At 39.7% G+C, this 12,429-nt stretch carries 11 protein-coding genes and 1 riboswitch; all 11 genes read left to right on the forward strand.

Features of this window, described 5'->3' with window-relative positions:
• Positions 1-6 precede the first annotated feature (6 nt).
• Positions 7-1,194, forward strand: coding sequence for a cytochrome c biogenesis protein CcsA (gene ccsA / locus CDZ88_RS05780; protein WP_100372635.1), 1,188 nt, complete (start codon positions 7-9; stop codon positions 1,192-1,194).
• 136 nt (positions 1,195-1,330) lie between these two features.
• Complete coding sequence (locus CDZ88_RS05785; protein ID WP_100372636.1) at positions 1,331-2,047, forward strand: response regulator; 717 nt, start codon at positions 1,331-1,333, stop codon at positions 2,045-2,047.
• Positions 2,047-3,852, forward strand: coding sequence for an ATP-binding protein (locus CDZ88_RS05790; RefSeq protein ID WP_100372637.1), 1,806 nt, complete (start codon positions 2,047-2,049; stop codon positions 3,850-3,852). Before CDZ88_RS05785 ends, CDZ88_RS05790 begins: the two co-directional genes overlap by 1 nt.
• A 162-nt stretch (positions 3,853-4,014) precedes the next feature.
• The gene (locus tag CDZ88_RS05795) at positions 4,015-4,467 is read left to right on the forward strand and encodes a MarR family winged helix-turn-helix transcriptional regulator (protein WP_100372638.1); all 453 of its coding nucleotides are present in this window, start codon (positions 4,015-4,017) and stop codon (positions 4,465-4,467) included.
• An 11-nt stretch (positions 4,468-4,478) separates the two neighbouring features.
• Positions 4,479-5,873, forward strand: coding sequence for an MATE family efflux transporter (locus tag CDZ88_RS05800; RefSeq protein ID WP_100372639.1), 1,395 nt, complete (start codon positions 4,479-4,481; stop codon positions 5,871-5,873).
• 78 nt (positions 5,874-5,951) lie between these two features.
• Positions 5,952-6,139, forward strand: a riboswitch (cobalamin riboswitch).
• 193 nt (positions 6,140-6,332) lie between these two features.
• Positions 6,333-7,340 carry an ABC transporter substrate-binding protein gene (locus tag CDZ88_RS05805; protein WP_100372640.1) on the forward strand — a complete coding sequence of 336 codons (1,008 nt, stop codon included), beginning with the start codon at positions 6,333-6,335 and terminating at the stop codon, positions 7,338-7,340.
• Positions 7,303-8,361 (forward strand): FecCD family ABC transporter permease, encoded by a 1,059-nt coding sequence (locus CDZ88_RS05810; protein WP_100372641.1) that lies wholly within the window; start codon positions 7,303-7,305, stop codon positions 8,359-8,361. The genes CDZ88_RS05805 and CDZ88_RS05810 overlap by 38 nt, the downstream gene beginning before the upstream one ends.
• A gap of 14 nt (positions 8,362-8,375) precedes the next feature.
• On the forward strand, positions 8,376-9,845 hold the full coding sequence (locus tag CDZ88_RS05815) for a heme ABC transporter ATP-binding protein (RefSeq protein WP_100372642.1): 1,470 nt from the start codon (positions 8,376-8,378) through the stop codon (positions 9,843-9,845).
• Positions 9,842-10,804 carry an adenosylcobinamide-phosphate synthase CbiB gene (cbiB, locus tag CDZ88_RS05820; protein WP_332849218.1) on the forward strand — a complete coding sequence of 321 codons (963 nt, stop codon included), beginning with the start codon at positions 9,842-9,844 and terminating at the stop codon, positions 10,802-10,804. Before CDZ88_RS05815 ends, cbiB begins: the two co-directional genes overlap by 4 nt.
• The gene (gene cobD, locus CDZ88_RS05825; RefSeq protein ID WP_157796487.1) at positions 10,791-11,861 is read left to right on the forward strand and encodes a threonine-phosphate decarboxylase CobD; all 1,071 of its coding nucleotides are present in this window, start codon (positions 10,791-10,793) and stop codon (positions 11,859-11,861) included. The genes cbiB and cobD overlap by 14 nt, the downstream gene beginning before the upstream one ends.
• Positions 11,855-12,424: a bifunctional adenosylcobinamide kinase/adenosylcobinamide-phosphate guanylyltransferase gene (locus tag CDZ88_RS05830; RefSeq protein ID WP_100372644.1), complete on the forward strand. Its 570-nt coding sequence runs from the start codon at positions 11,855-11,857 to the stop codon at positions 12,422-12,424. The genes cobD and CDZ88_RS05830 overlap by 7 nt, the downstream gene beginning before the upstream one ends.
• The last annotated feature ends 5 nt before the right edge of the window (positions 12,425-12,429 follow it).

Here is a 12,429-nt window from a genome sequence, read left to right on the forward strand (position 1 = left end):
TTTAAAATGGCAGCTTTAAGTGGGAATTTACTCTACGTTGCCTTTTTCCTCTATCTTGCATCGACCATTGCCTTCGCTGTATCGGTAACAGGTAGGAAGTGGCGTGACAAGGCAGGAGAAGTAAAGGGAAATAAATGGGGAGCAATTGGCTTTATCTCGTCTGTTGCAGCATCTGTCTTTGCGATAGGGTTTTTTATTACAAGATGGATCCATGCTGGACATGCTCCTGTAAGTAATATGTTTGAGTATATGACATTCCTTGGTATTTCAATAGGAATTGCCTTTGTAATCATTTATGCTATTTATCGTTCGAATGTCGTTGGCATGTTCACATTACCACTTGTTATGTTGATCATTGCTTACGCCTCTTTGTTTCCAAGAGAAGTGGAGCCACTGATTCCAGCTTTACAAAGTAGTTGGTTGAAAATCCACGTCATTACAGTTGCTCTAGGACAAGGAATTCTAACGATCGGTATGGCAGCGGGTCTAGTGTATCTTGCTCGAACATTAGATTTCACGAAACGAAACCGCCGTACGTTTTCATTTGAATTAGTTATGTATTCATTAATTAGTTTATTAGGCTTCATTATCATTAGCTATACGTTCTCGGCCTTGAACTATGAGGCGAATTTTAACTATGTAAATGAAAATGATGTTGAAGTTCAAATGGAATATAACTTGCCTGCCTTAGTAGGTCCACATGAAGGTCAATTACTGACGGAAAATCGTATGGAACCATTCTTTAACGCACCAGCGATTATTCGAAGTAATGATTTAAATACAGTTATTTGGTCACTTATTACAGGACTGCTCTTATATGTAGTTCTAAGACTCGTTCTACGTAAACGAATAGGTGGAGCTATTCAACCATTATTAAAAGGTGTTAGCCCACAAGCGGTTGATGAAGTGAGCTATCGTGCGATTGCGATTGGGTTCCCTGTTTTTGCGCTTGGAGGATTAATCTTCGCTATGATCTGGGCTCAAATTGCTTGGTCACGCTTTTGGGGATGGGACCCTAAGGAAGTATGGGCTCTTATTACTTTCTTATTCTACGCAGCGTACTTGCATTTAAGATTATCTAGAGGATGGCAAGGGGAACGTTCTGCATGGTTATGTGTTATCGGATTTGGGCTTATTATGTTTAATCTAGTCTTTGTTAACTTAGTTATAGCTGGGTTGCATTCATACGCATAAGTCAATTGGACCCTCGATTTCATGCGAGGGTCTTTCTTTTGATCATTTGAATACATGTTGTTTTTTCTTTTTTTTCACAAGACATGCTACACTATCCTTATCGAACTTATTTGTACTTGCAGGAGGTTTTTTACATATGGAAAAAGAAGCGCGTATTTTAGTCGTGGATGATGAAGATCGTATTCGTCGTTTATTAAAGATGTATTTTGAAAGAGAAAACTATGAAGTAGAAGAAGCTGAAAATGGGGAAGAAGCATTAGAGCTGGCACTTAAAACAGATTATGACCTTATTTTACTAGATATTATGATGCCTGGAATTGATGGAATCGAAGTCTGTCAAGAATTGCGCAAAACGAAAGCAACACCAGTGATTATGTTAACAGCAAAAGGCGAAGAAACGAACCGTGTGCAAGGTTTTGAAGTTGGGACAGATGATTATATTGTCAAGCCTTTTAGTCCTAGAGAAGTTGTCTTACGTGTGAAAGCGCTACTACGTAGATCATCGACAACTAAATTTCTGCAGACCGATACACAAACTAAAGATGTTTTAGTTTTTTCTCACTTAATGATCGATAATGATGCCCACCGAGTTACGGTAGCGGGTGATGAGATTAGCTTAACCCCTAAAGAATATGAATTGTTGCATTATTTAGCACAATCCCCTGATAAAGTATTTTCGCGTGAGCAATTACTAAAGGATGTGTGGAATTATGACTTCTTTGGTGATTTAAGAACCGTTGATACACATATTAAGAGGCTGCGAGAAAAATTAAACCGAATGTCACCTGATGCTGCAGCGATGATCTCCACTGTTTGGGGTGTTGGTTATAAATTCGAGGCTGCGAAAGAATAATGTTTTGGCGGAGTGTTGTTGGTAAACTTTGGTTTACTATTTTGTTGTTAGTTTCAGTAGTTCTTTCCATTCTTATGGTCTTGCTGCTGCAATCATTTGAACGTTTTCATGTAAATGAGGCAGAATCACAATTAGTGAACCATGCAAACATGATAGCTGCTATTTTCGATGGCTATGATGAACAAGATGATGCATTAAGGACAATTTCACAGTATGGCTCTTCCTTTGAAACTCATGCGGTCATCTTCGTTGAAGGTAGAAAAGTTTGGGGAACGAATAATACGTCAAATGATGAAATTCATGCAAAATTATTTGTGACGAATCCAACGTTATCTCAAGTATTTAACGGCGAGCAAGTCGTTGCCACGGAAGAGGACTTTCCTTTTACACATGATGGTGAAATATCGAATACAGAAATGATGGTAGTAGGTGTCCCTCTACAATCCGATGAGTTAGAAAATAGTGCGGTCTTTCTTTACCAATCACTATCAGCCATCGAAGAGACTTCAAATGAGACACGTCGAATTGTATATTTCTCTGCTGGAATAGCGCTTGTGTTAACGACGATTTTTGCTTTCTTCTTATCATCACGTATTACAGCTCCATTGCGGAAAATGAGGCAAGTAGCTTTAGAGGTGGCCGAAGGAAAGTTTAATACTAAAGTACCTATATTAACGCATGATGAAATTGGACAACTTGCGATTGCTTTTAACCGAATGGGTCGAGAGTTAAATCGTAACATTCATGCTTTAAATCAGGAGAAAGAACAACTGTCTCGGATCTTAGTAAGTATGGCAGATGGTGTCATTACTTTAGATCGTAAAGGGAAATTAGTTGTAACGAACCCACCTGCAGAACGATTCATGCAGTCATGGTTTTACGAACAAGGCATTGATGAGAAAGAGAAGACTGCATTACCACAAGCGGTTCAGCAATTGTTTGAACGTGTTGTATCGGTTGAAAAAGAACAAATGATTGAGCTTGATGTGCAAGGTAGAAGCTGGGCGATTTTGATGACCCCGTTATATGATCGAGAATATGTGCGAGGAGCAGTTGCTGTCATTCGCGATATGACAGAAGAACGTCGTCATGATAAACTACGTAAAGATTTTATTGCTAATGTTTCTCATGAGTTGCGAACACCGATTTCAATGCTTCAAGGTTACAGTGAAGCGATTATTGACGATATTGCTGGAACGGAGGAAGATCAGAAAGAAATAGCAAAAATCATTTACGATGAGTCATTGCGTATGGGGCGTCTTGTAAATGAATTACTCGATATTGCTCGAATGGAATCAGGGCATATCGAACTCTATTTCGATGAGATCGATCTTCACATTTTTTCTGATCGCATTGTGAGGAAGTTCCAAGGTTATGCTAAGGATGAAGGTGTCACTCTAAAATTAGATTTAAAAAGAAATGGGAAATCCTTCTCTTTTGATTCGGATCGAATTGAGCAGGTGTTAACTAATCTGATTCACAACGCCATTCGTCACACTGAGGCTGACGGAGTAGTCATATTAAAAATAAGACCATTTGAGAGTGCGGTTAAATTTGATGTGATTGATACAGGTTCAGGTATTCCTGAAGAAGATTTACCTTATGTGTTTGAACGATTTTATAAGGCCGATAAAGCACGTACGAGAGGGCGCGGAGGGACAGGACTTGGTTTAGCGATTGCTAAAAACATCGTTGATGCTCATAAAGGTCAAATTTCCGTTCATAGTAAAAAAGATGAAGGAACAACCTTCTCCTTCTTCATTCCTGATGCGAGACTAGAAAAAGAATCGGAGGAACTTCAGTAACAACACCTAAAATCTTTAAGTGAAAAGGTGGCAGTGAATCATTCACTGCCACCTTTTTTTATTAGTGTCCTAATGATTTTTAGAGGGAGATACAGATTGATTGATTTAATTCTTGCATGCTGATACTATATTAGAGTGTATTTTTTGTTAGGAGGCTAACCAATGTTTGAACGTGATGTTGAAAATAGAATAGGTCATCATATTGCGCTTTTATCGCACCGAATTCAAAATCGATACAATCAGAAGCTAGCGGAGTTCGACCTCACTGCTGCGCAAGCGAGAGTTCTTTATTTACTAAGTCATTATGGTTCACAAACGCAAGTAAATTTGCAAAAGCGTTTATATATAAAAGGGTCGACTATGAATGGCATCATTGAATCTCTTCTAAAAAAAAAATGTATTCAAAAGGTTAATAGTATAGAAGATAAACGAGCAAAGGTCATTCATCTAACACAAGCAGGAAAGCAAGTAGAAGAATCTCTTTGGAAAGAAACGGATGTATTCGAACATGAGTTAATGAGTCGGTTTACAAAGGAAGAAACCGCCTTGCTACTGTCGTGGTTACGAAAAATTGAAGATAACTTAGAATGTGAGGGGCGGAGTGCTCAATCTTAGGGGGAGAACAAATGAAACAAAAAAATCAAAGCGCGAGACTCGGGACTGAATCTATCCCGAAATTATTGCGTGATTTATCGGTTCCAGCAATGATTGGAATGTTTGTCATGGCGCTATACAATGTCGTCGATACGATCTTCATATCATACGGGGTTGGAATTGACGCTGTAGCTGGGGTTACGATCGCATTTCCTGTCATGATGCTTATTATGGCGATTTCTGCAGCGCTTGGAATTGGAGGGGCATCAGTTATCTCCAGACTTCTTGGAGAAAATAGAGGAAAAGAAGCCAATCAAGTATTTGGGACAGTGATTTCTTTAATTTTTCTTATTAGTTTATTAGGTGTGATTGCAGCTTTCACCTTTTTAGAAGAAATGCTCTTGTTGTTTGGAGCAAGCCCAGATATATTGCCATTCGCTGTGGACTACACATTTCCAATTCTAATAGGTACATTTTTCTTTGCTTTTGCTTTTGCCATCAATAATATTATCAGATCTGAAGGTAATGCAAAATTTGCGATGATGACCATGATTATTCCGGCAGTGATTAATATTATTTTAGATCCGATCTTTATCTTTGGATTAGACATGGGCGTAAAAGGAGCTGCGATCGCAACCGTGATTTCTCAAGCGGCTGTGACAGTTGTACTCCTTCACTATTACCTCTCAGGAAAAAGTACGATTGCGATCACGTGGAAAAATCTCGCTATTAAGTGGAGCATCATGAAAGAAGTCGTTTCAGTTGGTATTCCTGCTTTTGTCCAACAAGCTTCTGGCAGTATCATGATGATTGCGATTAATTCGATGCTCATTCAGTTCGGTAGTGACTTGTATGTGGCGATTTTCGGTATTATCCAACGAATTATTATGTTTACCGTCATGCCGATTATTGGTTTGCTACAGGGCATGATGCCAATCGTTGGATATAATTACGGAGCGAAGCAGTTTGACCGGATGCGAGAGACGATCTGGTTAACGATGAAAATGGTAATTATTTGTTCGGTCGCTGTTTTCATTTTGATGATGACGATCCCAGGTGTGTTTATGAGAATCTTTACAGCAGATCCAGTCGTGATTGAAGCAGGTTCGAATGCGATACGGATTATGTTCTTAGGTTTTTTTGTAGTCGGTGTGCAAGTGGTGGCTGGAGGGTTGTATCAGGCACTTGGAAAACCGAAGCCAGCTTTGATCTTATCTTTATCAAGGCAAATTTTATTCCTCATTCCACTCGTATTAATCCTCCCGCATTTCTTCGGAGTGAATGGTGTGTGGATCGCGTTTCCAATCGCTGATATTTTGTCATTTATTCTAGCATCGGCTTTACTTTATAAAGACCGAGATACGATGTTGGTCAAAGGAAAAGAAGAAAAGATGGATCAAGAACATATGATACCCGTATCGAATTAACGGACTTTTTCTGATGAGAAAAAATAAGTACTGTCACATCCTGATTATTCATGTATAATAAAGGTACTTATTACAATCTCATATAGCGTACATCTAGGTCACTCATATTTTATGAGTGATAATAGGGAAGTTGGTGCAATTCCAACACGGTCCCGCCACTGTAAATGCTAGATTGTTTCATTGATTCCACTGTCACTCCATGTGATGGGAAGGAGAAACAATTGTCATGCATAAGTCAGGAGACCTGCCTAGTTGTTTTTCGTGAAACCTTCGAGGAAAGGGGAAGCAGTCTAGGTTGTTCTATTATCTTTATGGAACTAGTTAGTACTACTTTTATAGTCTAAAGCACTCCTCATTTGAGGGGTGCTTATTTTAATTGGATATAAACCCAGTTCAAAGAAGTTTTACATCACTGCTTGAGAGAGGGATAAGTGAAATTACATAGTAGGAGTGGGTCAAATGTTAAAGAAGTGGAAATGGTTTTTAGTCACCCTCGTTATTGCAAGTATGCTAGCTGGTTGTGGCGAGACGAAGGTTTCGGAATCGGTTGAACCAATTGATTCAGAAGAAAACGAGCAAGTTGAAGAGGCTCCATCAGAATCGACTGCAGATGAGCAAGAGAATGGTCAATTTCCAAAAGTGGTGACGGATGTTTTAGGGGATGAAGTCACGATTGAACAAAAGCCAGAAAGAGTGGTTTCATTAATCCCAAGTGTCACAGAAACGCTGTTTGCTTTAGGTGAAGGAGACTATGTAGTTGGTCGAAGTGATTGGGATAATTATCCTGAGGAAGTCCTTGAAATTGAAAGTGTTGGGGACATGACATTTGATGTCGAGCGTGTTCTTTCCTTATCACCAGACCTTGTGCTTTCACATGAGTCTACCGCTTATAGCTCTACTGAAGGACTTGATCAAATCCGTTCTGCGGGCATTCCAGTTGTCGTGATTAATGATGCTAACTCGATTGAACATGTGTACAAAGCCATTTCATTAATTGGAGAGTCAACTGGTGCAGACCAAGAAGCAGCAGATATTATAGATGAAATGAAAGCAAGCTTTGCCGTAATTGAAGAAAAGGCAGCTAACATACCTGAAGAAGAACAAGTGAGTGTATGGATTGAGGTATCAGATGAATTATATTCAGCTGGTCATAACACGTTTATTAATGAAATGCTTCAAATGATCCAAGCAGAAAATATTGCAAGCTCAGAATCAGACTGGCCTCAATTTACAGAAGAACAAATTGTTTCACTGAATCCTGATATTATCATTACAACTTACGGATATTATGTTGAAAATTCGAGTGAGTTAGTGAAAGATCGAGCTGCATGGCAAGATGTGAATGCAGTAGTAAATGATCGAGTGTATGATGTGAACTCAGATGAAGTGACGCGATCTGGTCCGCGTCTTGTCAAAGGAGTAGAGGAACTTGCAGCAATCATCTATCCAGAGGTTTTTGGCGAATAACCATTTTATCGCCTATCTCATCGTCATTCTTTTTGCGCTTGTTGCAGCGATGATCAGTATCGGAAAGGGAAGTGTCGAACTTCCCTTCTCGACTGTTTTACTGATTATCCTATCTGAAGGACTACATATACCTATCGATGTCGAGTTAGAGCCGCTGTATATCAATATTGTGATGGATATAAGGTTACCTAGAACATTATTAGCGATGTTTGTAGGGGCTAGTTTAGCGGTTGCAGGAGCAGCCTTTCAAGGATTTCTTAAAAACCCACTTGCTGACCCGTATACATTAGGAGTTTCATCTGGTTCGGCAGTTGGGGCCGTTATTGTATTATTTTTTGGGATTAGCTTACCAGTAGTAGGGGCATTTACATTACCTTTTGTTAGTGTAATTACAGGTTTTTTAACTTTATTTCTTGTCATTGCTTTTGCTAAAGTCGTACAACGTTCTATGTCAGCAGAGACAATCATTTTGGCCGGAATTATCTTTAGTTCTTTTTTAGGGTCGTTTATCTCGCTAATGATTTCCTTAACGGGTGATGAGTTACGTCAAATCATCAATTGGCTGATGGGAAGTGTAGCAATGCGGGGATGGTCTCATGTTTTACTGATTATGCCATTCTTCTTGCTCGGTTTCTTTCTTTTATTTTTTAATCGTCAAGAGTTAAATGCACTCGCCTTTGGTGAAGAAACCGCTAGACAACTTGGTGTGAATTTGAAAGTCCGTAAAGTGATGATTTTACTTGGAGCAACCGTATTAACAGGTGGGGCAGTTGCTGTTTCTGGTACTATCGGATTTGTAGGTCTTGTGATTCCCCATTTAACTAGATTGATTTGGGGAAGTGACCATCGCCATTTAATTCCACTTTCAATGTTTGTTGGAGCAGGTTTTTTAGCCTTAACTGATTTAGTCGCGAGGACGCTATTATCGCCGACAGAACTGCCAATCGGTGTGATCACCGCGATGATTGGCGCGCCCGCTTTTGCCGTCATTTTGATAAAGCAACGAAAAACATTACGATAGAAAGGAGATGGACGATGTTAAAGGTAGAAAATGTGACGCTTAGTTACGGTACAAAGAAAGTGATTGACTCTGTCTCCTTTGAAGTGGGAAAAGGAGAAATTCTTGGGATTGTAGGACCTAATGGCAGTGGTAAGACAAGTTTACTTAAAGCAATAAGCGGAGCTTTTGAGCACATGTCTGGAACGATCACATTAAATGACCAGCCGCTCCATGCTTATCCTACTAAAGAGTTAGCTAAACGTATGGCGGTGCTCCCTCAACAGTCAGAAACTGCGTTCAATTATTCCGTATGGGATGTTGTTGCTCTGGGGCGTTATCCGTATCAAAAAGGCTGGCTTCAAGGCTTGCAAGCATCAGATAAAGAAGTGATCACGGAAGCTCTTCATCTGACAGGAACAGAGACCTTTAAAGATCTTCCCCTCCAAACGTTAAGTGGAGGCGAAAGGCAACGTGTATTACTCGCTAGGGCACTTGCACAAGAACCGGAAATTTTATTGCTTGATGAACCGACCAATCATTTAGATGTTGCGTATCAAATGAGTCTTTTAAACTCATTAAAACAATGGTCGTCTGAGAGAGAATTAACCGTCATTGCAGTGCTCCATGATTTGAATATGGCGAGTTTATATTGCGATCGATTGTTGCTTTTAGATGAAGGGCATACGATGGCATTAAATGCACCAAGAGATGTGATCAAAGAGGATCATTTAACAGAGGTTTATCAAACTGCCTTGACTTGTGGAGAGCATCCATCTGTCCCATCTCCATTAATTACTTTTATTCCAGAGTCTAACTACGACAAAAATCAATCCCTGATCGATCAACTATGCATCGACCGTACGGAAGAATCGATTAAATTTTCAAGTCCATTTAGATGGAAAGTTTTGTCCTCTGCCGTTTTAGGAGCTGGATTTAGTTGGCATAATACATTTGTGAATCGTCATGTTGATAAAAACTATCAATGTGATGATGTAGAAGCTGAATTTAAACAGTTCTTAGAAAGTAGAGGATTAAATAGCTCGGATGTATTAGGTATGCTGACAGCAGCGATGCTTGAAGATGGCGTGATTCTCCGATCGGAGCAAGAAGCGACTAAGACGTTAGTGATGGTCACTGCTGGTACATCAAATGCTGTCGATGCAGCAAGAGCTCACACACATCCTATTTATTCAGAGCAAGTTGGTACGATTAACACGTGGGTATTTATTGAGGGTAAACTGTCAGAGTCCGCCTACGTCCAAGCGTTGATGACTGTTACAGAGGCAAAAGGTAAAGCGTTACATGATGAGGAGATTTACGATCAAGAGACGAATACGATAGCTACTGGAACTTCGACTGACAGTGTCATGATTGCTGCAACACAGGTCGGAGAGGAATACCCATATGCAGGAACAATCTCATCATTAGGTAAAAATATTGCCAAACTTGTCTATGAAGCAACAAGAAGGGCGATCGATCGTTATAAAAAGAGATTACACCTATGATCGTTCTTCATCATTTAATGGCTATCACTTTAGCAATCATCATGGATCGAATTATAGGAGACCCACGAAACTTTCCGCATCCCGTGGTATATATGGGAAAGCTCATATCAAGCTTTGAAACAAATTGGAATCTTGGGAAGTATCGATTATTAAAAGGCTGGACCATGATGCTCATACTCATTGTAATAAGTGGTGGTGTGGTCTTCCTAATAGTTGATCTAGCCTACTCTGTTCATTTTGCTCTTGGCATCGTCACGGAAGCGTGGATCATCTCGACAACCATAGCAACAAAAGGGTTAAAGCAAGCGGCACAGGATGTGATGGAACCACTTGGTCAAGGTAAGGTTGAGGTGGCAAGAACGTCTCTTTCATATATAGTCGGACGTGATACAAATCAATTAGATGAAAGAGAAATGACACGTGCAACTATTGAAACAGTAGCGGAAAATACAAGTGACGGTATCACAGCTCCATTGTTTTTTGCCTTTATTGGAGGGGCACCATTTGCGATGGTCTACCGTGCTGTTAATACGGGTGATTCAATGGTTGGGTACAAAAATGAGCGCTTTAAGACGTTCGGTTATGCTGCGGCAAAACTAGATGATGCCTTAAACTGGATTCCGAGTAGACTGACGGGCTTTTTAATGGTTGTTACAAACCAGCCAGTCAAAAATCGAACGAAACGAGAGTGTGTCCGAATTCTAATTCGAGATGCAAAAAAGCATGTGAGTCCAAATAGTGGATGGGGAGAGGCTGCTGTAGCTTCTTTGCTTGGTGTTCAGCTTGGTGGAAAAAATACATATTTCGGTCAAGTATCAAACCGTGCCAAAATGGGCGATGCTCATTTCACACCACATCACACGCATATTGCCGCTGCGATATGTATTATGGAACGAACCGTTTTTTCGTTTACTTTATTTTTATGGATGATCGGAGGTGTTTGGATTGTCGTTACCTAATCATGGCGCCAACCCAGCACATTTAACGTCAGCTTTAGGACTGACATATGATCAACAGGCGCTTGATTTTAGTGTCAATACGAACCCATTTGGGATGGCTCCCGGGATTAAGTTATTAAGTGAAAAATTCATTGAATCCGCTTCCAATTATCCCGAACCATATGCTGAAACATTGACAAAAACCGTGGCTGTGGAATTGGGAGTAAATAAAACAGAGGTTTTAGTAGGTAATGGAGCAGCTGAACTGCTCTTTCATATTGCTCATTTGTATCAAGGAAAAAAAGTACTCATACCAGAACCAACATTCTCAGAGTATCGTCAAGCATGTGAGGCAAATGGTTGTGATATAGAAAGTTTAGTGTTAGATGAACCTTGGAAACTGAGAACAGATCATTTAGAGTCGCGACTAGAAGAAATAGATCTATTATTTATCTGCTCACCCAATAACCCAACCGGTGTCACTTATACAAAAAACGAAATGAATGATCTCTTGACGCTGGCGAAAGAACAACGGACAAAAGTTGTGATTGATGAGGCGTTTTTTGATTTTCAGGTTGATGAGAAGTCTGTTTTAGCCGAGGTCGATTTAAACAATGTGATTATAATACGTTCTATGACAAAGATGTACGGAATTGCAGGTGTACGGTTAGGCTATGTTATTGCAGATCAAACAACTATTGAGCAATTAAAGCGATTTCAGCCGCCGTGGAGTGTAAATGGCTTTGCTCAGAAAATAGGATTAACCTTGCTAGATGAGAAGCAATTCGTAAAAGATACAGCGATGAAAGTCGCCAAAGAGCGCATTCGGGTAAAAAGGGAACTTGAGCAACTAGATTTTTGTGTCTTTCCTTCAGTCGTAAATTTTTATTTACTCTCTGAAAAAAATAAACGAGATTTGCAGCCATTATTAAGATTTTTGATTCAGCATTCCATCATCCCTCGGCATACGTATTCTTTTATTGGGTTAGATGGGAAATACCTTAGACTATCTATTAAGCGAAGAGAAGAAAATGAACAGTTGATACACGTGTTAAAAAAGTGGAGGTTACTATGTTGATCTTCGTCACAGGCGGCGTACGAAGTGGAAAAAGTAGTTATGCGGAGTCATTAGCAATGTCGATGCAAACCGATCAAAGCCAAAAACTTTACTATATTGCAACAAGCGTAGCTGCAGACGATGAAATGAGAATTCGAATAAACAGACATCAACAAATACGCGAGTTGTCGTCATCTAATTGGCACGTCATTGAAAAGGCCTACGATCTTCAAGAGTTGCTACATCAGTTTAACGATCAAGATGTGGTTTTGATCGATTGTTTAACAACATTGTTGTCAAATGAATGGTTCGGTCGAGTTCAGGTAGAGATGAAAAAGTGGGACAACTTAGATTATCAAGTTTCAATGATCGTGAGGATAAAGGAGTTGCTAAAAATGTTAGCCGAAGCGAATTGGACAACGGTCCTTGTTTCGAATGAAGTAAGCTATGAAGCGAACAATGATGACTTGATACATACATATAAAAAAAGATTAGGTGAACTGCATCTCCATGCAGTCGAATGCGCTAAAAGAGCCATCTTCGTTGAATCGGGTATTCCTATGGTTATGAAGAAGAGTGAATAAGGTGA

Origin of the sequence: Bacillus sp. FJAT-45037 (genome assembly GCF_002797325.1) — a bacterium.
Lineage (GTDB): Bacteria > Bacillota > Bacilli > Bacillales > Bacillaceae_D > Alkalihalophilus.